The sequence below is a fragment of the Terriglobia bacterium genome, from assembly GCA_020072815.1.
Lineage (GTDB): Bacteria > Acidobacteriota > Terriglobia > Terriglobales > Acidobacteriaceae > Angelobacter.
In genome coordinates this window covers 261,165-282,555 of the sequence record JAIQGE010000007.1, presented here as the reverse complement: position 1 = coordinate 282,555, position 21,391 = coordinate 261,165, and the positions used below count along the sequence as shown (strand labels likewise).

General features: G+C 58.4%; 18 protein-coding genes. 3 read left to right on the top strand and 15 right to left on the bottom strand.

The features are described 5' to 3' along the window. From LAO20_11530 to LAO20_11485, 10 genes are all read right to left on the bottom strand, one after another. The gene (locus tag LAO20_11530; GenBank protein MBZ5532053.1) at window positions 1-822 is read right to left on the bottom strand and encodes a CAP domain-containing protein; all 822 of its coding nucleotides are present in this window, start codon (window positions 820-822) and stop codon (window positions 1-3) included. A gap of 129 nt (window positions 823-951) precedes the next feature. Continuing rightward, complete coding sequence (locus LAO20_11525; GenBank protein ID MBZ5532052.1) at window positions 952-1,740, bottom strand: CAP domain-containing protein; 789 nt, start codon at window positions 1,738-1,740, stop codon at window positions 952-954. Window positions 1,741-1,814: 74 nt separating this feature from the next. Continuing rightward, a complete protein-coding gene (locus LAO20_11520; protein ID MBZ5532051.1) occupies window positions 1,815-2,036 on the bottom strand; it encodes a hypothetical protein in 222 nt (73 codons plus the stop codon). A 68-nt stretch (window positions 2,037-2,104) separates the two neighbouring features. Continuing rightward, window positions 2,105-2,770: a PspA/IM30 family protein gene (locus LAO20_11515; protein MBZ5532050.1), complete on the bottom strand. Its 666-nt coding sequence runs from the start codon at window positions 2,768-2,770 to the stop codon at window positions 2,105-2,107. 38 nt (window positions 2,771-2,808) lie between these two features. Next, window positions 2,809-3,234 (bottom strand): hypothetical protein, encoded by a 426-nt coding sequence (locus LAO20_11510; GenBank protein MBZ5532049.1) that lies wholly within the window; start codon window positions 3,232-3,234, stop codon window positions 2,809-2,811. 162 nt (window positions 3,235-3,396) lie between these two features. Next, window positions 3,397-3,585 carry a hypothetical protein gene (locus LAO20_11505; GenBank protein ID MBZ5532048.1) on the bottom strand — a complete coding sequence of 63 codons (189 nt, stop codon included), beginning with the start codon at window positions 3,583-3,585 and terminating at the stop codon, window positions 3,397-3,399. A gap of 95 nt (window positions 3,586-3,680) precedes the next feature. Next, a complete protein-coding gene (locus LAO20_11500; GenBank protein MBZ5532047.1) occupies window positions 3,681-5,144 on the bottom strand; it encodes a flotillin family protein in 1,464 nt (487 codons plus the stop codon). 20 nt (window positions 5,145-5,164) lie between these two features. After that, window positions 5,165-5,848 (bottom strand): hypothetical protein, encoded by a 684-nt coding sequence (locus LAO20_11495; protein ID MBZ5532046.1) that lies wholly within the window; start codon window positions 5,846-5,848, stop codon window positions 5,165-5,167. 3 nt (window positions 5,849-5,851) lie between these two features. Next, complete coding sequence (locus tag LAO20_11490) at window positions 5,852-6,358, bottom strand: helix-turn-helix domain-containing protein (GenBank protein MBZ5532045.1); 507 nt, start codon at window positions 6,356-6,358, stop codon at window positions 5,852-5,854. A gap of 485 nt (window positions 6,359-6,843) precedes the next feature. Then, entirely contained in the window at window positions 6,844-10,077 is a 3,234-nt protein-coding gene (locus LAO20_11485) for a carboxypeptidase regulatory-like domain-containing protein (protein ID MBZ5532044.1), read from the bottom strand. Between the two features lie 996 nt (window positions 10,078-11,073). Here LAO20_11485 and LAO20_11480 point away from each other — a divergent pair. Both LAO20_11480 and LAO20_11475 read left to right on the top strand, forming a co-directional pair. Continuing rightward, the gene (locus tag LAO20_11480) at window positions 11,074-12,438 is read left to right on the top strand and encodes a toll/interleukin-1 receptor domain-containing protein (GenBank protein MBZ5532043.1); all 1,365 of its coding nucleotides are present in this window, start codon (window positions 11,074-11,076) and stop codon (window positions 12,436-12,438) included. 31 nt (window positions 12,439-12,469) lie between these two features. Further along, window positions 12,470-13,969 (top strand): hypothetical protein, encoded by a 1,500-nt coding sequence (locus tag LAO20_11475; protein ID MBZ5532042.1) that lies wholly within the window; start codon window positions 12,470-12,472, stop codon window positions 13,967-13,969. Between the two features lie 134 nt (window positions 13,970-14,103). Here LAO20_11475 and LAO20_11470 read toward each other — a convergent pair whose 3' ends face one another. The 5 genes from LAO20_11470 to LAO20_11450 all read right to left on the bottom strand — a co-directional run bounded on the left by LAO20_11470 (window position 14,104) and on the right by LAO20_11450 (window position 19,721). Beyond that, complete coding sequence (locus LAO20_11470) at window positions 14,104-15,663, bottom strand: DHA2 family efflux MFS transporter permease subunit (GenBank protein ID MBZ5532041.1); 1,560 nt, start codon at window positions 15,661-15,663, stop codon at window positions 14,104-14,106. Then, window positions 15,663-16,895, bottom strand: a complete 1,233-nt coding sequence (locus LAO20_11465) for an HlyD family secretion protein (GenBank protein ID MBZ5532040.1) — start codon at window positions 16,893-16,895, stop codon at window positions 15,663-15,665. Before LAO20_11465 ends, LAO20_11470 begins: the two co-directional genes overlap by 1 nt. A gap of 1 nt (window position 16,896) precedes the next feature. Next, a complete protein-coding gene (locus tag LAO20_11460) occupies window positions 16,897-18,270 on the bottom strand; it encodes a TolC family protein (protein ID MBZ5532039.1) in 1,374 nt (457 codons plus the stop codon). A 364-nt stretch (window positions 18,271-18,634) separates the two neighbouring features. Beyond that, window positions 18,635-19,078 (bottom strand): nuclear transport factor 2 family protein, encoded by a 444-nt coding sequence (locus LAO20_11455; GenBank protein MBZ5532038.1) that lies wholly within the window; start codon window positions 19,076-19,078, stop codon window positions 18,635-18,637. A 139-nt stretch (window positions 19,079-19,217) separates the two neighbouring features. Further along, window positions 19,218-19,721: a DinB family protein gene (locus tag LAO20_11450; protein ID MBZ5532037.1), complete on the bottom strand. Its 504-nt coding sequence runs from the start codon at window positions 19,719-19,721 to the stop codon at window positions 19,218-19,220. Between the two features lie 225 nt (window positions 19,722-19,946). On the opposite strand from LAO20_11450, the gene LAO20_11445 reads away from it, so the two are divergent. Continuing rightward, the gene (locus LAO20_11445) at window positions 19,947-21,359 is read left to right on the top strand and encodes a S8 family serine peptidase (GenBank protein MBZ5532036.1); all 1,413 of its coding nucleotides are present in this window, start codon (window positions 19,947-19,949) and stop codon (window positions 21,357-21,359) included. Window positions 21,360-21,391 lie beyond the last annotated feature (32 nt).

Sequence of the window (21,391 nt, the reverse complement as noted above, 5' to 3'; positions counted from 1 at the left end):
CTACTCATAAAACGCCACAGCCACCCAGAAGTTCGCCGAGCCGAACTGGCGGTCAGGGCGGTAACAAAGTCCCACGTACATTCGCTCCAGGCGGGTGGACGAAACGTAGTCGTAAAGTTTGTCCGGCAGCTTGTCCGGCTCGGAGAGCGTAAACAAAATCACCTTGGCGTTGCCGGAAACACTGTCAGCGACGTTCTGGATGTTGCCGTCGGTGGCGCACGCCGCGCCATGAAGGCGGGTATCCGGCCGGGCGTACAGGGCGGGGTGCCCTTTGGACTTGCGGGCGCGATTGAACGCGTCAACAAACGCATCGTAGAACTGGGTCTCGGTGTACATCGGTGTAAGCCAGGCAAAATCCTGGGTCACGTACAGGCGGCCCTTGCGTCGCACCACGCCAATGCCCGCGCTGTTGTAACGCGGGCTCATGATGTTGGCCCGGTGTCCGGGAGAATTCATCAAGGCCATGTGGATTTCTTCGGGAGAATCGGCCACCGCCACGTTTTCCGCGCACCCGGTAAAGCGCGCGCCGGTGGCCGCAATGCGCTGGGAGAGCGCGGGCTCGCCGGGAAACTGGTGTCCAATCTCCAGGCTTGCCGCCATCAGAATGGAGTGCTCCCGCGCCGCTTCCGCCGCGTGCTGGTCCCAGGAGAGTCTCTGCAAGCCGGCTCTTTGCCGTTCCTGGTTGAGCAGATCGAGGATTCTTCGTTCATCGGGATACGGGCCTGCCGGCATGGCGCGCGGAGCAAGATTGGCCTGCGCGTGGGCGACGCCCAGCAGCAGTGCAAACGACATGAGCGCGCGGAAAAGGATACGGATGATCACGGAAGTTATGAACACCAATATTAAACGGCAGTTGTCTTGCCCGGAATGTTACGTTTTCGCCGCAAAAGTAACTGCTAACGATTCCCTGGGCAGAGAATGTTCAAGTTCGCGCCCAGTGAACGCCGCAGGCTAATAAAACGCCGCCACCACCCAGTACCGCGAGAAACCAGTGCTGTCTCCCGGCTCAAAGCACACGCCCAAGTCCACGCGGACCACCTTCTTGTTCAACGCGGCGTTCCGCATGGTGTCAGGAAGCTTGCGCGGGTCGGTGGTGGTAAAGACCACCAACTCGGCGGCGGAGGGATAGCTTTCCTTGATCTTTCCTGCGTCGGAATCCTGTGCGCACGCCTGGCGCTTCATTCGCGCGTCCGAACGGACGTCAATCTTCCGCAGCCCGTGGGCCTGACGCAAACGATGGACCGCGTTTACCACGTCGTCGCCGACTTGGGCTGGCGTGCGGACGCTGATGATCCGGGCAAAATCCTGGGTGATCCACAACTGCTTTCCCTCTTCCACAATGGCGATGCCCACGGCGTTGTAGTCCGGCTCCAGGATGTTCTCGCGGTGGTGCTCGGACTGCATCAGGGCCTGATGGGCCTCTGATACTGAGCCCGCCTCGGCCACATTCTCCGCCACAGAATCAAAGCGCGCGCCGCTGGCCCCGGCCCGCCGCAGCACCGACGGCTCCTTGGAAAACTGGTGGGAAAGCTCATCGTTCCTGGCCATGAGCTCAGAGTGGGCGCGCGCCGCTTCCGCCAGGCGGGCGTCCCACGCCAGCTTCTGCAGGCCGGCCCTCTCCCGCTCCTTGTTTACCAGGTCAAAGAGCTTCTGTTCCCGGGTGGAAGGCCCGGATAACGCGCACGCGCCGCTGCAACAGCACAGTAGGATGGCAAAAAGCTTGAGTAGTCGTACGGACATTTTAGTTTGGGTCTGTCGAAGCTTAGCAATGCACGCGTGGTTCGCGCAAGTTTTGGCTCTTTCGATGCCAAACCTCAGCGCCGAATCCAGTGCATCACCGCCGCTACTCCCGCGCCCGCCGCGACTGCGAACAACAGAAAATATTTGACCATGGGGATTCCCAGCAGGGCAATGAGCACAATGCCGCCGGCGACAATGAATCCCGCTGCTCCGCCGCCCACGGTGAACCTGGTGCTGATCCCGGGATGGGGATTGTTATTGTCCGCCGTGTTCTTCACCGCATTCTGCTTCATCACTGCGGCCTCCTTGGAGACGCGAGTTCGCGCGCCTCTCCCTCCGCAAAACCGAGGGCCAAACGCCCGCCTTACGCCCGTCTGGACTTCAGCTCATTCAGGATGCGGTTGACCTCGTCCTCTTTTTCCAGCTTGGCGAAGCGGCTGTCCACGCTGGCGGCCGATTCCTCCAGCATTTCCGTCTTGGCCTGGCCGATCGCGGACTGGAGCAGGACCTTGTGCTTCATACGGTCAAACGCGGCCCCGTGGTCGCGGCCGTCCACCTGGGATTGCGCGTCGGCGGCCTTGTCCAGCGTGCGCGCGCGGCGATGCTCCGCCATCAGAAAGTCGCTCTTGGAGCGGGCTTCTTCCAGCTTTTGCTGCAGCTTGTTGAGCGCGGTCTTGAGCGTTTCCACTTGCTGCCGCTGGTCGTGTACCTGCTGGGCAAAGCCTTCCATCAGCATCTTGTAGTGCAGAGCCCGTTCGATGGCCGAGCGCGCCAGGTCGTCGTGCTTTTTCTCCACGGCCAGCTCCGCCTTGCGGTTCCACTCGGAGATTTTCTCTTCGTTCTCTTTCTGCTTCTTGTTGAGCAGGTGCTCGTCGGCAATGGCGATGGCCACCTGCGTCTTCACTTGCAGCAGCTGGTTCTCCATGTCCAGGATGATCTGCTTGATCATCTTCTCCGGGTGCTCGGCCTTGTCAATGAGGTCGTTCAAGTTTGCTTTAATAAGTGTTGCCACACGCTCCAGTAATGCCATAACTCCTCCAAGAATCAACTTCTGAAACCGCCGCGGCTTCAGTAAGAACTTTTACTCAGTCTGGGTTGCCCCAGGTTGCCCAGCATCACCGCCACCGCTACCGACAGCAGCGCAACCGGCCCCAGCACCCACAGGCTCTGCACGGGGACGTGGTAGGCGTTGTAGTTGATGACCTGCCAGAACCCGCATACCAGCACCAGACTTACCGTGGCCTGCACCAGGGGCAGAAATCGCACCGCCCGCGCCAGGCGCAGGATGAGAAACGTCGCCAAAGCCGCCTGCCCGACTACCGCCAGCAACACGCTGAGCAACAAGGCCTGGCGGCTGCCCCAGCCCGTGGCTTCCGAGCCGACGCCGAAGGTGGTTACCACGCGCTCCGGGAGCAGCGTCCACGAACTTGCCAGCCGGGTCAGCACAGCCGTGGCCAGAGACCAGATGACTGCGAGGGAAATCTTTTCACTCATACCTTTTGCACCAAAGTTCCTGCTGAACTGCTCTTAAGTGCGTTGCGCGCGCCGTCGCGCGGCTGAAAACTTCGTGGCTCATCAGATCATCGGTCCGGTGGATCATCGTTCCACGGGCCATCGTTTCGCAAATCATCGATCCGCAGATCGTGGTTTTCCGGATCATCGCTCCACAAGCGGCCCATGCCTCATGCTTTGCATGGCGAGTTCGCGCCGCGTGGCAAACGCGCCGACCACCACTCCAATCCCGATCCCGAGCGCTAGCCAGAATATCCAGCTGCCGGAGACCAGCGCCACCAGCGCGCCCATGACCAGCCCTAGAACCAAACCCGGGAATGAGACTTTGTTCATTGACCGCTCCATTTGCCGAAAGCTTGCTGCTTCTTCAGAAAACCTGTTGATCAATTCCGGAGAGGATTGCGTTCAACCCTCTCCGGAAGCCAAGTTCACTTGGTTGCGCCTTTGCCTTTGGCGGCTTGCGAATCGTCATCTCCCGGCTTCGGTGCTTTGTCGCCGATCAGCCGGACTTTGGACAGCAGGTCCTTAATCTGCATGCCGCTGAGCGCTTCAAACAACGCCGGGACTTGCGCGGCGATTTCCGCCATGTCGCCGGTGATCTTGCTCATGCCGGCGGAATTGCCGTTGCCGGTGGAAACGATGGTGATCTTGTCCACGTTGGAGAGCGGTTGCGCCAGGGCGCGGACCACTTCCGGCAGCCCGGTAATCAGTTTGTCCACCACCGCGGCCTGGTTGTATTCCTGGTAGGCTTCGGCCTTCACGTTCATGGCCTTGGCTTCGGCTTCACCCTTCTTGAAGATGATGTCGGCTTCGGCTTCACCCTGCATGCGGATGGCGCTGGCGCGGCCTTCGGCTTCGGCGATGAGCCGCTGCTTTTCGCCTTCCGCGATGTTGAGCACGCGCTGCTTCTCAACTTCCGCCTGCTTCAGCACGGTGGCGATCAACTCGTTCTGGTGCCGCGCGATTTCCGCTTCCTGCACCTTGGTCTGTTGTTCTCTTTCGATCAACTGGACCTTCACCTGTTCGGCGACCACCTGCTGCTGCTGGATGTTGGATTGAATTTCATAAGCCTTGTCGGCCTGGGCTTGCTGCTTCTTTACCAACTCGGTGTACGCGGCACGTTTGACTTCCAGGTCACGCTGCGCTTCCGCCTGCTTGGCCTGGGAGAGAGTCTCAGCCAGGACGCGCTCCTGGTCAGCCTGGGCCTTGGCGATGGCGGATGCCCGCTGCGCTTCCGCGCGCTTGATGGCCGTGTCGCGTTCGGCTTCAGCGGCGGCGACGTCGGCATCGCGCTTGATGCGGGCTACGTCCGGCCGGCCCATGTTGGCGATGTACTCGTTCTTGTCGCGCACTTCCTTGATGGTGAAAGAAATTACTTCCAGGCCCATCTTGCTCATGTCGTCGGCGCAGGTGGAGCGCATGCGGTCGGCCACCATTTCCGGCTCCTTTACGATCTGCTCCACCGTCAACTGGCCGATGATGCCGCGCAGGTGGCCTTCCATCACCAGCCGGATCAGGCCTTCGCGCTCGTCGGGCGTCTTGGTAAGAAACTGTTCGGACGCCGTCTGAATCGAGACTTCGTCCGACTTCACTTTGATCTGGGCGACGGCTTCCACCGTCACCGCCACGCCCTGGTTGGTGTAAAGGTCCTGTTGCGGCGCCACGTCAAAGGACATCAGCTCCAGCGACAGCAGCCGGCAGCTTTCCACCATGGGGAAAATGATTTTCCCGCCGCCTTTGACCACTTTGCTTCCACGGAAGCCGTAAACCACCAGCGCCTCATGCGGTCCAACTTTGCGATACAGACGGGCCACCATCCCCATCAGGGCCATGACACCGATCACGCCCAAACCCAAGATGACCCAAAATGACACGTTCTCCCCACCAAACATAGATCCTCCTCAAGAGTTCACTACTTGGTTGTCTTCTGCTCCGGAGCTTCCTGCTCCGGGTTGGCCAATTCTTCCCAGCGGCGCACGTAGGCCACACCGCGGTCATACCGCGTAACCACAACTTCTTCGCCCTTCACCAGCGGGTCGCCATTGTCGGTGCGGGCCGCGCACGGTTTGCGGATTCCCTGCTGGACAAAAATGATTTCGCCGGTGCCCTCCGAACGGATGGGTACGCTCACCTTCCCCAAGACGCCCACCATTTCAAAATCCAGCGGGTCGAGTTCGCTTTCATGGGCCATCAGCACCTTCACCACGAACAGAAATACCAGAGAAGCGGCAACCAATCCGCCGAGCAAGGCGAACAGCAAGCCGAACAAAATCCAGACGTGGCGGATATGAACCAACAGATATCCGATGCCTCCAAACCATGTGAGAAAGGCCGCGATGGTCATGGGATTGAAGAACGGAAAGCTCGCGTTGGCTTGGGCTGCGCCGTGCTGGGCCGTGTGACCTGCGACGTGATGCACAGCGTGTCCCCCAGCATGGCCGACGCCCGGGGCTGCATGTCCGATTCCGTGGCCGCCACCAAAGGAAACATGCTTCGGCAGATGGAAGTGGAAGCGGCTGATGCCCCCGAGGAAAGAGAGCACACTAAAGCTGAAGCCCACCACAAAACAAACCAGAAATAAAAGTTCCCAGTTCATAAGCTAAGCCTCACTCATCTCCGGCGCGTCTTTGTCCCTGCCCGCCTGAGGACGCAGCACCTGCAGCAGACGCTCTGCCAGTTGCGGCGTTTCCAAAATGGCGTCAAGCAGCGTCAGGCAGCGCCGCGACTCAGCATGCTTGGCCAGATTCAACAGCGCCCGGCTGACCGGCGGATCGCTGCGGAAGCGCTCCGCGCCCTGGATCAGCCACAAGTCCAGCTTGTCTTCCAGGTTGCCCACGTCCGACAAGAGTTCGGTGTGGAAGCCTTCCGGGTCGTCCACCAGGTAGCCGGGATGGACTTTGAAAAATTTGGACAGCAGCAGCCTCGTCTTGTTGGTCAGGTGCGGGCGCGAGCCGTTTTCAATCTGCGACAAATAGCTCTGGCTGATCTTCAGCTTGAGTTCTTTGTGGACGGCGCGGACCACTTCTTGCTGCGTCATATCGCGACCCAGGCCGCGCAGGTTGCCTTCCACCAGCCGGAGGTAGCGTAATTTCTCGCCAAGCGTCATATTGCTAATCGCAATACTTATATTTCGATTTGCGATATAAATCAAGGGGAATCGGCGGCGGCAAAGATGAAAAGCTTGTTAATGAGTAAGTTAATGATAATACATGGCTTACTGCAGGACGAATAAGCGTCGCGAAGGCCTGCGAAACTGGCTTGGAGCCACAAACTGAGAAACCCTCCGCCGAAACGGAGGGCTTCGCCGCCCAGTTTGCGTCAACGTGCGGCGCAAATTGGGGGTGTGCAATGGCGGACGTCTCCCCTTGATTCGACCGCACTTGCTTCCGACAAAAGTGGCTTCAACAGCCTCGGGAGTAAACCTGTGCGGGAAGGAAAGGTTGCTCGAGTTAAGACGCGAAAGACCACGCTCCAGTGAAATAGTTTTTTTCGCCGCAGCGCAACTTTCGGCGGAAATGTGCGTTGTCAGATTCTCGCGCCAAAAAAAGGCGCAGCCTGTAAGCCGAGCCTCTCTCAATCCAACAAATCTTTCTAGAACGTAAACTTCACCGCCAGTTGGACGTCCCGCGGACCGCCGCCGCCCAGGAACGGATATCCAATCGCCACGTCGGGCGTGGCCGTTGTGGGCAGGAATCCCGGACCTACGGCGCGGCAGCCGACAAAGTTCGGGCCATTCGCCAGCGCGCACTTTGGATCACCGGCGGCCGGCGCCACGCTGCCGTTGTTTTCCAGGTTCACCAGGAAGTTGGGCAACGTGGGGTTGGAGAAGTTGGGATGGTTAAAGATGTTGAAGATGTCTATGCGAAGCTGGACGTTCACCTTGTCGCCGACCTTGGTATCTTTGGCCAGGGCAAAGTCAAAGTTTTTGAAGTCCGGACCGACGAACGCGTTGCGTCCCAGGTTGCCGAAATGTTGCGTGCCGGCAATGCAACCGCCGGCGACGGGGTCCCAGGTGCAGGGCGCGGCGAAAGCCGAGAGGTTCAGCAACTGCCCCGGACCGCCGGTGCCGGCGAAGGGATTGCCCACCACGTCCGGCCGCTCCAGGAATTCATTCGAGTTGTTGTAATTGGAAAAGGAGTTGAGGTTGTAGGGCTGTCCGCTGGAGAGCCGAAGAATCCCGTTCACGGACCAGCCGTTGGTCAACGTTTTCGCGGTGGTCGGGTTGGGCAACATGTAGCCGAAAATCCATGTCAGCCGATGGCGCGCGTCGAAATTGGAATTTCCCTTCTCCGCGCCGGGATTCAAGCTGTTGTCCGGCTGGGCGGCGTTGGGGACAAAATCTTCACCGTCGCTGGCGTTGTCAATGGAGTGCGACCACGTCCATGTAAGCTGTGAATTCAGCCGCCGCCAGTTGCGCAGCTTCCAGGTAACTTGCAGGCTGTTGTACGCCGAGTTGGAAGTGGATTCAAACTGGTTGATGATGTTGAACGCGGCAAAGGGGAACGCGCCGGTGGCCGGATCATGCTGGTTGATGTCGCGGAAACGGAACAGCTTGGTCCCGTGCGAACCAACGTAAGCCACGTTCAGGGCCATCTGCTTGCCCATGGCCTGCTCAATGTTCAAGTTGTAATTCTGAATGTACGGCGTGCGGATGTTCTGGTCCACGGTCCAGGCATCGGTTGTGGGGCTGAAGCCGGTGAAGATCGGCGCATTGTTGACGATGGTCCCGGCCACGTTTCCGGCAGCCGTGATGGCCGAAGGGCCAACGCCGTTGTACGCCGGTCCGGGATTGAACGTGTTGAACGGGAAGTGTCCGACGAAGAAGTCCTGCGAGAAGGCGTCATAGTACAGGCCCCAGCCTGCGCGCAGAATGGTGTTGCCGTCGCCATGCAAGTCATAGGCGGCGCTCAACCGCGGAGCAAAATTGTTCAAGTCTTTGGGATAAAGCGAACTGGGTCCGCCGCCCTGTCCCACCAGTTGCAGAGATTGCGTGGTGCTGTTGAACAGGCTGAAGCGGTTGCCATCTTCTTTGATCACGCCAAAATAGTCCCAGCGGACGCCGTAGTTCAACGTCAGCTTGCGCGTCCAGCGGAAGCTGTCCTGGGCGTAAAAGCCGTGGTTGTTCTGGTGGGTCACGCGCGCCGAATCGCCGGCAAACTGGCTGCCGCCGTTGGTGATGTCCCCAGCCAGAAAATCTTCAAACGAATTGAACTTCAAACGTCCGCGATAGCCCAGGTCGTAAAACTGGTCCACCGTGGTGCGGCGCCACTCGTAGCCGAACTTGTAATTGTGTTTGCCCGTGGTGTAGCCGACGTTGGTGAAGTACTGCCAGTTGGTATCAAAACGGTGGCGCGGCAGCGAGTTGTTGCCGCCCAGTCCGCTGGTGCCGTCACTGAAGCTGATCTGCGGCAGGCCGAAATCCTGCGGCTTGGTCACTCCGGTATTCAGGCCGATGCTGGACGGATTGAAGGCGTTGTCTTCCGGCGAAAAGCCTTCCGCAAAACGGTTCCAGCCGCCGCGAATTTCCATAAGAAGTTTCGGCGTGAAAATGTGAGTGTAAGAAAGTGACAGCACCTGCACGCGCGTGGGAGTGACCGTGTTGAACCCTGGGACGGTGGTGCCACCGCCCAGCGCCAGCGGGAAACTCTGGTCGCTATCGCCAAAGAAGCAGCGCCCGGTAAGCAGGTCAGAGCCTTCCTTCTTGCCCAAGTGATGATCAATCTTGAAGATCAGGCTATCCACGCGGTTGGTGAAGTGGTCGGTCACCTGGACCGTGGAGTTGTCCGCGCCGGTATCGCCCGTGGCGGGCAGCGGGATGCTCCAGGGATTGCGCAGCAGCAACTTGGCGATGACCGGATTGATCACGCCTCCGCCTCCGGTAAACGCGTTCACTCGCGCTTGCGATGGGACGCTGGCCGTCGCCGGCAGGCCGCCGTTTTCCCGCCATCCTTCATACGCCACAAACCAGAACGTGCGATCTCTCACCAGCGGACCACCCAGCGACCCGCCGTACTGGTTGTTGTGGAATGTATTCTGCGGGACGGGTTTGGCGTTGAAGAAATTGCGCGCGTCCAGCGCGTTGTTGCGGAAGTACTCAAAGGCGGAGCCATGAAGCGTGTTGGTGCCGGACTTGGTAACAATGTTTACCACCGCGCCCGAGTTGCGTCCGTACTCCGGCTCCATGTTGGAGAGGATGCCCATCTCCTGCAGCGAATCAATCGGCAGCAGCGTGGCGGGAGTGCCGAACACGCCGGCTTCGTTGATGGCCGGATCGTTGCGATAGCCATCGTTCATGTCCGTGCCATCCAGCAGGTAGTTGTTGGCGCGTCCGCGATTGCCGTTGATGCTGAAGGTGCCGAACGAGCCGGGCGAATCGCTGTCACCGTTGGGATCAGATCCGGCGCCGGGGACCAGCGTCAGCAGCTTGGCGAAATCGCCGCCGTTGATCGGCAGGTTCACCATCTGCTCGGCTTCAATCGTTCCGCCCTGGGTGTTTCCGGTTGTATCCACGATGGGCGCGGCCGCGGTGACCGTCACTTCCGACTTCACTTCGCCGGGGTTGAGCTGAATGTCCGCGCGGACGTTGGCGGACACCGTCACGGTCACGCCGTTCACCACCTTGGTGCCAAACCCGCTCTTGGCGGCGCTCACGCTGTATGTGCCCAGCGGCAGCTCAGAAAACAGGAAGTTGCCGGTATCGTCGGTCTTGGCGGTGCGGACCAGCCCGGTGTCCGCGCTCTTGACGGTCACGTCGGCGCCGGCGATGGCCGCTCCGCCGGTGTCGGTCACCGTCCCCTGGATTCCGCCACGAAAGGTCTGCGCCATGAGCGACGCGCATAAAGTGATTAGAACAAATACCGTTGAAGTGATTGTCCTCATCGTCATATTACATCCCGGTTTTTAGATTGAATTACGACTTGGCAGAGGATTATACGCCCGCCTCTCCCCAATCACCGTGATTCACGTGTGGAGCGCCGCCGCCCCCCGGCGCGCTGATTCCCGACCACGCCCGTGTGGCACAGGCACTCTTGCCTGTGCCGATCACCCGATGTCCCGATGACCCGATCTCCCGATCTCTTCGCCCCTCCCCCTCCCCGGTCATCCCCGGAAAATAAGGACTTAGCACCACATATCCCCGGCGATACCCGTTCAAATTCCCGGCGTTGCTCACGTTCACCCCCGGCATTGAAGGGCTGTATCCCCGGCGATGCCAGGCCCCTCAATATCTGCATAAACAGCTGTAAATAAACGAGTTATCTTAACACACATCACGGCGAAAGTCAAGCGCAGAGAAGCGTTGTGCGCAGTTCTAACAACTGAATCACAACATGTACGGATAACCAACTTAGATCAACCCCACATCTTGTGCTTCCGCCGATCTTGTGGGACCAGCAGGCGCCCTCGCCTGTGGTAGGAGAGGCCCTCAAGAGCTGACCGACGATGGCCCACCAAAATTTCCGCGTAGAGACGTGGCATGCCACGTCTCCCCTGAAGGTTAAGAAGGTGTCGGAGTCCACAGCAACACCGTCCCGCAAGGGACGACTGAAAGTAGTCCGGCCACGGTTCCGAGGCGCGCTCGCGCGCTGAGGAATGAGTGCCGGAAATGCAGTGAAAAATAGAGTCCGTTCCTCTCTGCCGAAGGCAAGCGCGCAGCGTAGCGGAGCGAAGGCAAACCTTAGAAGAGCAACCCTATGATCAATATGTCTTTTCCACATCATCAACAGATTTCCACATCATTTTACAAGCTTGAATCTGCCCATATCCTAGTAGCAAGATGTTATTGTTAGTGTAAGTTAGCTTGAGAGTGAGAATGTCATCGCCATGAACAGTCGAACGCACTTATTCATCAATTATGCGGTAGAGGATGGTGTTTTCGTCGACTGGCTTTGTCTACGGTTGCTCAGGGAAGGTTACAGCGTTTGGTGTGACCGTTTGAAACTGCTCGGAGGTGAATCATACCCGAATGACATCGACGAGGCTATCTCAAATCGTGCATTCCGATTCCTCGCTGTGCTTTCAAAATCGTCGATCAAGAAACCGAACCCGCTCAAGGAGAGAACCCTTGCGTTGCAGCTAGCCCGCGCAAGAAAGGAGAACTTCGTAATTCCCTTGAACCTCGACGGTCTCCCGTCTACGGAGCTTGGATGGATGCAATCGGATCTGACTTTTATCCAGTTTACTAATTGGAAGTCAGGCCTAACACAGCTGCTCAAGAACCTGGAACGGAGTGAAGCACCAAAGGCGAGCGCGCCTATTTCTGTAAGCGGCTTGTTACAAACCAAGATTTGTGTCGAGCGGGTACCAGAAACACTCTGGTCAAATCTCGTTTCAATTCGCGCTCTTCCGCAGGTCCTATACAGATTTGAACACGAGATGGCTATGAACAAGGATGCCGCACGAGTGGCTTTGAAAGTTTGGCCCCACTATCGGGAAAACGCGACTGTTTGTTGGGCGTTCGAGCCGCCCCCTACCGAACTGCTCACAAAGTATAGGTTTTCTAAGCGCGGAACCTGCCAAAACTGGAGGGAGGCCACTGGACCTGACATTAATTTTTACAACCTTGGCAAGAAGGTGATAAACGCGGCCTTGCGGCACGTTCTACTTGCGTCGGGTCTTGAAGAACACGAAGAAACAGGGTATGTGTTTTTTCCCAACAGAACAGACTTCTTTCGGTTTCCGTTTTTGACGCCAACCGGGTCAAGTTGGATCCGTGCGGTGGGAACCCGATCATTTTGGAATGCCGGGAAAAAGATACCGGTTCGATACCATCTCTCACCAATCCTGAGTGCTTGGCTTGATTTTGGTGGGCGGGATGTAGTGCGTATCCGCACTAGGTTGTTCGTAACAGAACTTGATGATACGCCAGTGAAGCCAGCTCAAATGCAAAGTCGACGCAAAGCAATATGCAAATCATGGTGGAACTATGAGTGGCTGATGAGGGTATTCGCAACGTTGCAGCTCATCTCAGGGCCCGACAATCAGATTCGAGTTGGGACAGCTGCGGCACCAATAATATTGGAGCGATTCCCACTTGCGTTTGAAGCGGATCTTGCTTTGAACGAACTGAGCTTGAAATCCAAGCTCGAATCTCAACAGGACACAGAGGTTATGGAACGGCATTATGAAGACTCAGAGGTTCTCATCGAAGAGAAGGGCGAAGAAAGTTCACCGGCCGCAGAGGCGTAGAGCAACACCAGCCGCAACCGTTGAGACAAAAGTGACTGTTTTTGATGAACCAGTCCTCGAGTTTGGATTTGAACAGAAGGCTGAGGATCCTCACGATGGGTTGTCGATCTTCGGGCCATATGACCTTGGCCGGACAAGTAAGCCCAAGAGCATAAACTGGGGGTTAGTCACAACTCCAGAAGGCAGAGATCTGTGCACTGAATGGGTCCGGCGCCTACAGTGCCCCATCTACCCAGGCAAGAACAGGCGCGGCGTTCCTCTTGATCCGCAGCTCTGGCCGATATTTCCGGGGTTCGAAACAGCGTTCGAGTGCAGCTTCTCTACGGAACCGACTTGGTACAAAGAACTGGATGAAGAGAAACTCATTGATCTTTGCCGAAATCTTGACTCAAGAAAACGTGCTTATGATGCAGTTGAAGAATATCTGTCAGCCATTCGGTTAACGGAAAAGAAAGACGAAGAATTCGATGTAATTCTTTGTGTGTTACCAGACTTTGTACGCCAAACATGTCGTCCGCATGCGGTAATAGCTGAAGGCACAGGGCTTAAGGTGTCAAAGCGAGAACAGCATGCGAGAGCGAGTGGTCAAACCAGCATGTTTGAGCAATATGATCCCTCAATCTACTGCTACTCAGACGATTTTCGTCGCCAACTGAAGGCTCGCTGCATGGAACACAAGGTTCCCATTCAACTGATTCAGCAGTCTACGATCACGCCTGTTGCGCCAGATGAGCAGCAACTCACGTCACCCCCTTCCGACGTAGCTTGGAACTTATCTACTTCAATCTACTATAAGGCTGGCGGCAAACCTTGGAAATTAGGCTCAGCGCGACCTGGGGTTTGTTATATCGGAATCGCATTTAGGAAACTTGACTCGACGCTAAATAGCCGTACGGCATGTTGCGCAGCGCAAATGTTCCTGGACTCAGGAGATGGTGTGGTGTTTCTCGGAGATTCGGGTGCGTGGTATTCTCCCGAAAGCAAACAATTTCATTTGTCCGACGACGCGGCATACAAGTTATTGTCCGGGGTGCTGAACGAATACAAAGCACTCGACGGTCAACCGCTGACAGAGATATTCCTTCATTGCCGCTCGGGCATTTCAAAGGACGAATTCCGAGGCTACACGGCTGCGTGCCCAATAGGTGTTAAGCTCGTAGCGGTTCGAGTCAAGAAAGAATTCCAAGGATTTAAACTCTTCCGCGATGGCTCCTATCCAGTGCTGCGAGGATCCTTCTGGAAATTGTCTGAAACTTCAGGATATTTATTTGCTTCTGGCGTTGTCCCGAGGTTAGGGACATATCCCGGAACCGAAGCCCCTGTTCCCCTAAGAATCGATGTACAGCATGGGCCAACCGACATCACCCAAGTCGCGCGTGACATTCTGGCACTGACCAAGCTGAACTATAACGCGTGCAAGATCGGTGACTCTGAGCCGGTCACCGTTGGCTTCTCATCCGCTGTCGGCGAGATTCTGGTATCCAATCCGACGATTACGTATCGCAGTCCCAAATTCAAGTTTTACATTTGATATAGCTCTGGGTCGCAGATTGCAATATGTTTGGTAGTAGCACAATTTGCGCTGCATCCGAATTCCATTGCCAGCTTAGCCCAACTCCCGCCGCCCAATCTCAAATTACCAAATTACCCACTTACCGATTCCCCTCAATGCCCCATGCCCGGCCCTCCGCCCTGTTTCGTCGGACGCTTCATGATCAGCACCAGAGGCATCACCACGGCGAACAGTATGGCCAGCAGGAAGAACGCGTCAATATACGACTGCATCGCCGCCTGTTGCTGGACCATGCCGAAGACCGCGGCGTAAGCCTGACGCGTGGCGGTGGCGGCGTCCGCGCCGGCGGCCATCAGGCCGGCCTTGATGTTTTGCAGCATGGTCACGGCGGCCGGGTTGGAGCGCGTGACGTGCTCGGTGAGGGTGTTGGTATGCATCTGCATGTGGCGCGCCACCAAGGTGGTCACGCTGGCAATGCCGATGCTCGCCCCGATGTTGCGCATCAGGTTGAACAAGCTGGTGGCGTTGCCCATCTCGTGTTTGGGAATGGGATCGTTGGTGATGGTGGTCAGCGGAACAAACAGCAGTCCCATGGACGCGCCTTGCATGAACTGCGGCCAGAAGATGTCCCAGTAGCCGGCGTTCAGGTTGAGGCGTGAGAGCAGATACAAACTGAAGCCGCAGATCGCCAAGCCGCTGGCCAGAAGTTTGCGCGGATCTACCTTGCTGACCAGTATCCCGACGACCGGCATGAACAGAAACGATCCCAGGCCGCGCGGCAGCATGGCCATGCCGGCTTCGAGGGCGGAGTAGCCCATCAGCGTCTGCAGCCACAGCGGAATCAGCACGGTGCTGCCGTAGAGCACAAAGCCCAGCACGGTCATCAGGAACACGCCGGTGGAGTACGTCCTGATTTTGAAAACGCTGAGATGGACCACGGGATGTTTGGTCAGCAGCTCGCGCAGCACAAAGAAGCCCAGGCCCAGCACGGTGATGACGGTAAGAATCACAATGAAATGCGATGCGAACCAGTCCTCTTCCTGGCCTTTGTCCAGCATGATCTGCAGCGCGCCAATGCCCACGGCCAGCAGCCCGATGCCCCAGTAGTCCACGCCGCCTTTGCCGCGCTTGATGTACGGCGGGTCGTGGATGTACATCATGGCCATGACCACGGCGGCAATGCCGATGGGAATATTGATGTAGAACAGCCATCGCCAACTGTAACTGTCGGTGATCCAGCCGCCGACCACCGGCCCCAGCATGGGCGCCACCACAATTCCCAGCGCCCAGAAGGCCATGGCTTTGCCGCGCTGGGCCGGCGGGAAAGCCTCCATCAGGATGGCTTGCGAGAGCGGCTGCAGTCCGCCGCCGGTTGCGCCCTGCAGCACGCGGAAGACGATCAGCGCGGGCAGGTTCGGCGCGACGCCGCAGAGGAAAGAGAAGATGGTGAATCCTGCGACTGAGATCAGCAGGATGTTGCGCCGTCCAAAGTGGTTGGCCAGCCATCCGGTAAGCGGCAGCACAATGGCGTTGGCGACGAGGTACGACGTCAACACCCACGTGGCCTCGTCCGTGCTGGCGGAAAGGTTCCCGGCGATGTGCGGGAGTGAGACGTTGACCACCGTGGTGTCCAGCACCTCCATGAAGGTGCCGAGCATCACCGAGATGGCAACGATCCACGGATTGATGACCGGTTGGCTATGCTCACTCATTACTTTATGAGCACGACCGGCAACGCCGACATCCCCGGACGCAGAAGATGATTGGGGTCTTGTCCTTTATCAATGCGGATGCGGACCGGAATTCGCTGGACAACTTTCACGTAGTTGCCGGTGGCATTTTCCGGCGGCAGCAGGCTGAAGCGCGCTCCTGTTGCGGCGCCGATGGATTCCACTTTGCCGTCGTAGTCGCGGCCATAGGCGTCAATGTGGATCTTCACCGGCTGGCCGGGCTTCATGTTCTTCAGCTGGTTTTCCTTGAAGTTGGCGGTGACCCAGATGTCGTCCAGGTCCACGATCGCGAACAACGGCTGGCCCGGCTGCACCACCTGGCCTGGCTCAATGTTGCGTTTGCTGAGGACGCCGCTGACCGGCGCTACGATTTTGGTGTAGTCCAGGTTCAGTCCGGCTTGGGCCAGCATGGCTTGGTTCTTCTCCACTTCCGCCGAAGCAGCCCCGGCCTGGGCGCGGATGACCTTCATTTGCTCGGGAACGGTGCGGGCAGAATCAGCCTGGGCCCGGGCCTGCGCGGCGCGGCTCTGCGCGCTGGCTTCCGACGCAATCGCGGCATCAAGTGCGGCGCGGCTGGAACCGGCGGCGGCCACGGCTGCGTCATATTGCTGGCGCGAGATTTCATCCTTCTGCACCAGTTGCTCCATGCGCTTGAGGTCGGCAGTGACTTTGGTGTAGTTGGCTTGTGCTTCCTGCACGCGGGCCTGCGCGGCGATCACTTCCTTGTCTGCGGCTTTCACCGCAGCGTCGGCCGCAGCCAACTGGCTGGAACTGGTGGTGGCGGCAATGGGCACGCCCACGTTGGCCGCCGTGGAACTGGCTTTCGCGTTGGCCAGATCGGCATTGGCCCTGGCCACCGCGACTTGATAGTCCTTGGGGTCCAGCTCCACCAGCAAAGTTCCGGCCTGGACGAAATCGTTGTCCTCGTGCAGGACCTTGATCGCCGTTCCGGAGATGCGCGCGCTGATGGGATTGATGTGGCCGTCAACCTGCGCGTCGTCCGTGGATTCGCGGACCGTGTAATACGACCAGACAAAATAAGTGCCGACCAAAATCGCCGCAACAACAATGATCGCCATCCATTTGGCGTGCGCGCGCAAGAAGCCAGCTGCGGGCTCGCTCGCTGCGGGCAGCAATTCTTCCTGCGACGGAAGGCCGGCCGACTCCACGGTTTCCTCTTCAGTTTCTTCCGCGACAACTCTCAGGTCCGCCACTCTACTTTCCTCCGAGAAACGATTTTGTTTGTTGCTCCGCCACACCCAGCGCGCGGGCCAGCGTCAGTTTGGCTACGTTGTTCTGGTACAACGCCTGAATATGGGTCTCATTGGCGTTGGCCACGGCTTCCTGCGCCTGCACAACTTCCAGGCTGCCGGAAACTCCGGCCGCGTAGCGGTCTTGCGCTTCCTTCAGCTGCTCGGCCGCCAACTCAATGGATTGCCGCGCCACCAGCACCTGCTCATTGGATGTCTTCACGTCCAGCAAAGCAGCGCGAATTTCAAATTCAACCCGGTTGCGCAAGTTTTCCAGTTGCATCTTGGCCTGGCGCAAGTCGGTCTCCGCCTGGTTGACGTCGGCCTTGACCTTGCCGCCCTGAAAAATGGGAATCTTGATCCCCGCCCCCAGGTTGTAAGTAGCGTCGGCTTTTCCCGGCGAGGGTCCAATCCATCCGTAAGCGCCGTTTACCTCGATGGTGGGCAGGGCTTCTCCACGCGCTGCCTTCACCGCGAACTCCGCCACGCGGACGCGCGACACACCTGCCAGATACTCCGGACGATGGACATAGGCGTGCGCCAGGGCCTGGTCAAAATTCAGTTCGGGCAGCGGCGCGTAAGGGATTTTGTCAGTCAACTCGAAGGCCTGCGAGACGGGCAGCCCGATGATGCGGGCCAGCACCATCTTTTGCCGCTCATACTGGTTCTGGCTGGCCAGCACGCGCTGCTGCTGCGCTTGCATCTGCACCTGGGCGCGCAACACGTCAATCCCGGCGCTGACGCCGGCCTTCTTCATGTCCACCGCTTGCTGGAAAATGGTTTGATCGGTGGTGAGCTGGGCTTTCGCCGTTTCCAGGCGGGCCGCGTTGGCCTGCGTGATCAGATATTCGTTGCCGACGGCCAGGACCACCAGTTCGCGCGCGTCCTGCACGGTGAAGCGCGCAACTTTCTCGTTTTCCGCGGCGGAGCGAATGCGATTCATGGCGCTGAAGTCCAGCACCGTATCGCTCATGCTGGCGCGGGCATCAAACACGCCAAACGGCCCGACAATGGGCGACGTCAGCCCCTGCGGCAGCGGGATACCAAACGCTGCCAGGTTGATTTGGTTGACGCTTTCGCTCACGTTGCCGCTCAGGTTCGGCAACAACGCGCTCAAACTCCGGCGCCACTGCGCCCGCGCCGACTCGGTCTGCTCCTGCGACAGCAACAACGCCAGGTTGTGCTTCAGGCCGCGATCAATGGCATCAAGAATCGAAAGCTGGATTGTCTCCGGGACCAGCTTGTCAGTAATGCCGCTTCCGCTCAGCGCGTCGGTGGAGGGCGGCTGGACCGGCGTCACCGCGGGCGATTGCTGCTCCGGGCGGTTCGAAGTGGCCACGCCGACTCCAGGAATCTGTGCCAGTCCGGGTATCGCGCCAAGCAAAACGAACGCCAGCGCTGCGATTGCGCCAGCTCTTGCCTGGACGATCCAATCTCTGGCTCGGATTTGGGGGCTTCCAATGGGGCTTAGAAAGATGGAGCGGGGCATCTCTTACGAACCTCAATCGAGTAATAAAGTCTTAGTAAAAGCGCTGTTGCCTGCGGCTGCAGTTGCCGCCGCGGGAATTAATTAACCAGTTAGTTAGATTATCACCCGGCCGCTCAGGATGCAATTTCAGAGGACGCCACGGCGATATCTGGGAAGGAAACTCTGAGGAGTGAAGCGTAAACTGGCGGTTTCGTCTGCCGGACTGGCCAGTTGCCTACGCCCACGGCGCGGAAATATGCTCGTGGACAATCTTCAGATCGCCATCTTCCTGGCGATGAAAAACGTGGGTGACGCGGGCGTTGTCCAGATGCTCTTCCGAATCTTTGTGGCCGTCGGCGGAGAGCTTGGCGATCTGCTCGGCGTGCAGCCGCAAGAGGTACGCGGCCACGGCGCAGTCCGGCCCCAGCAACTCCACTTCTACGCGGCTTACGTCAATGGTCATGCGCGCGGCGCTGGAGAGATATTCCCGCTGGCGGCGCAACACCACCAAGCGCGCCGGTTCCGGCCGTTTGGACGCCGTACCGAATACCAACGCTACGTCGGCATAGTAGCTTTGCCACTGCTCGGTCCTCTTGGAAGCAAACAACTCCCAAAATCTCCGCACAGCGGATTCAATCTCGCCCTGGCTCAGGCGAGCGGTCAAATTGTCTGGGCACATATTGAGAAGAACTTTATAGCAAGCCGCCGCTCAGGACAATGAGGAAATGGCGAGGTTGGCCGCATGCCGGGCCTCTATCGATTTAGTGGAACGCCGGGGTAACACAGCCCCTGAAAATCCAAATCCGGATGAAAAACGATCACCTCGTCGCGGACACCGCCTTCTTCAGCAGCGCGATCTGTCCCGCGTGATACAAGCTGTGCTGGACAATGCCGTGCAGGAGGAAATAGAAGTCGTACTTGCGGCCGGGGACAAACTCGCTTAGGCGTGAGTCGGAAGATTGAGCGATGCGCTCCGACAACTGGCGTCCCGTGGCGAGCAGGCTGGCGACGGCAGCTTGCCATGCTTCGGCCGTCGGCTGCGGCACGGCGGGCCAGTCCACAAAATCCGAACCATCGCCAGCGACGGGCCAGCCGGGCATGGCTTTGCCGTCAATAGCTTCGGCTGTAACCCGGGTCCACCCTTCCACGTGCAGCAGCAGTTCCCATATGGAATGCGCTCCCGCCATCGGATGCGCCGCAGCTTGTTCCGCGCTGACGTCCTGCAGGATCTTGCTCAATGGGTCGCCATGAAAAGCGTTACCGTCAAAGGCCCGGCGGAGTTGGTCGGCGATGCGGAGACATTCGGTGTTGGCCATGGCCATAGAGATGTTACGGGCGCTCCGGAGATGCACAAAAATGCAGCACGATCAACCTAATCCCTGGCGCGGCCTATCCAACAGGCCACCGTCCGTAGTAGATTAGCGGGGTAATTTTTTGGGCCCCAGGTTCGCTTCACACCTGATCCGGTAACGATGTCCAGTCCCGAAACATCTGGGCCGGCAGGCACCCTATCAAAAATCTGCATCCGAGTATTCGAGGAGCATCAAATGTTGAAAAGAACCCTTAGCATCCTTTTGTTTGTTTGCTTAATTGCCATGGCCGCTGCCATGGCGCAAAACCCGACAAAAACGTTTGTGATCATGGCCAAGGGACAAGGCGCCGGCAGCACGAATTTTGCCTCCGCTCTGGGATCCAGCGTGATCGCGCAATACGACGCAATCGGCATCGTGGTGGCCCAATCCAGCGATCCCAACTTTGCCGTGCAGGCTGCGGCCCTCTCCGGCGTGCAGTCGGTAACTGAAGACCAGGAAGTACAGTGGATCCCACCCAACGAAATGGCGACTGACGCCGGCATGGTAATCGATGATGCCGCGGTACCGCCGCCGGACGCATCGTCAGCTCTGCCCCTGGCTAATCATGAGACTTTCAGCCCCAACCAGTGGAACCTGCGCCAAATCCACGCGGACGTTACCGCCGACAATGGCGATCGCGGCAATGGCGTGGCGCGCGCGCGTGTGGCCATCCTGGATACCGGTATTGTCGCCAGCCATATTGACATCGCGGCCAACTTGAACATCGGACTGAGCACCTCGTTCGTGCCCACCGAACCCAGCTTCATCTTCCCCAACAACAGCCAGTTCAGCCATGCGACCCACGTGGGCGGCATTATTGCAGCTCCCATCAACGGCATCGGCACGCAGGGCGTGGCCCCCAACGCCGAACTGGTTATGGTAAAGGTATTGCGCAACTCCGGCAGCGGCTCCTTTGCTTCCGTGATTGCCGGCCTGGAATATGCTTCTGGCCCGCTGGTCCATGCGGACGTTGTCAACATGAGCCTGGGCGCAACCTTTGACCGCATCAACGCAGGCGGAGGCAACGGCACCGCTAAGTTGATTGAAGCCCTCAACCGCGCCGTCAACCACGCCACCGCGAACGGCACGCTGATTGTCAGCTCCGCCGGCAATGACGGTGTGGACCTGAACAGCCGCATCATGACTGTGCCGGCGCAATCCGGCAACGGCATGGCCATCTCCGCCACCGGCCCTATCGGCTCGGCCGTGTTCGGCGCCAACACAGTGTTCGACCGCCTGGCCTCCTATAGCAACTTCGGCCAATCGGTCATCAATGTGGCCGCTCCCGGCGGAGATGCCGTATTTACCCCCACCAGCCAGGTTTGCCACGTTGGTGTGATCACCACCAACTGCTTTGTGCTGGACTTTGTGCTCAGCCCGGGAGGAAAGACCTCGGGAGGAGGTAATCTTTACTTCTTCGCCATCGGTACTTCCATGGCCGCTCCCCACGTTTCCGGCGAAGCGGCCTTGATCGTGGGCAAGTTCGGACACATGGCGCCAGCCCAGCTAAAGGCGATCATCGAGCACTCTGCCGATGACATCCTGAAACCTGGCGCCGATCCCCAGACCGGCAAGGGACGCATCAACGCCCTGGCTGCTCTTCAGTAACTTTCAACCTCCAACGTAAAACAAAAAAGCGG

Excerpts from the sequence above, each read along its gene's own strand:
- LAO20_11450 (MBZ5532037.1), bottom strand. The coding sequence starts at position 19,721 with ATGGCCATGGCCAACACCGAATGTCTCCGCATCGCCGACCAACTCCGC.
- LAO20_11510 (MBZ5532049.1), bottom strand. The coding sequence starts at position 3,234 with ATGAGTGAAAAGATTTCCCTCGCAGTCATCTGGTCTCTGGCCACGGCT.
- LAO20_11445 (MBZ5532036.1), top strand. The coding sequence starts at position 19,947 with ATGTTGAAAAGAACCCTTAGCATCCTTTTGTTTGTTTGCTTAATTGCC.
- LAO20_11500 (MBZ5532047.1), bottom strand. The coding sequence starts at position 5,144 with ATGTTTGGTGGGGAGAACGTGTCATTTTGGGTCATCTTGGGTTTGGGC.
- LAO20_11485 (MBZ5532044.1), bottom strand. The coding sequence starts at position 10,077 with ATGGCGCAGACCTTTCGTGGCGGAATCCAGGGGACGGTGACCGACACC.
- LAO20_11505 (MBZ5532048.1), bottom strand. The coding sequence starts at position 3,585 with ATGAACAAAGTCTCATTCCCGGGTTTGGTTCTAGGGCTGGTCATGGGC.
- LAO20_11515 (MBZ5532050.1), bottom strand. The coding sequence starts at position 2,770 with ATGGCATTACTGGAGCGTGTGGCAACACTTATTAAAGCAAACTTGAAC.
- LAO20_11490 (MBZ5532045.1), bottom strand. The coding sequence starts at position 6,358 with ATGACGCTTGGCGAGAAATTACGCTACCTCCGGCTGGTGGAAGGCAAC.
- LAO20_11480 (MBZ5532043.1), top strand. The coding sequence starts at position 11,074 with ATGAACAGTCGAACGCACTTATTCATCAATTATGCGGTAGAGGATGGT.
- LAO20_11470 (MBZ5532041.1), bottom strand. The coding sequence starts at position 15,663 with ATGAGTGAGCATAGCCAACCGGTCATCAATCCGTGGATCGTTGCCATC.
- LAO20_11525 (MBZ5532052.1), bottom strand. The coding sequence starts at position 1,740 with ATGTCCGTACGACTACTCAAGCTTTTTGCCATCCTACTGTGCTGTTGC.
- LAO20_11455 (MBZ5532038.1), bottom strand. The coding sequence starts at position 19,078 with ATGTGCCCAGACAATTTGACCGCTCGCCTGAGCCAGGGCGAGATTGAA.
- LAO20_11495 (MBZ5532046.1), bottom strand. The coding sequence starts at position 5,848 with ATGAACTGGGAACTTTTATTTCTGGTTTGTTTTGTGGTGGGCTTCAGC.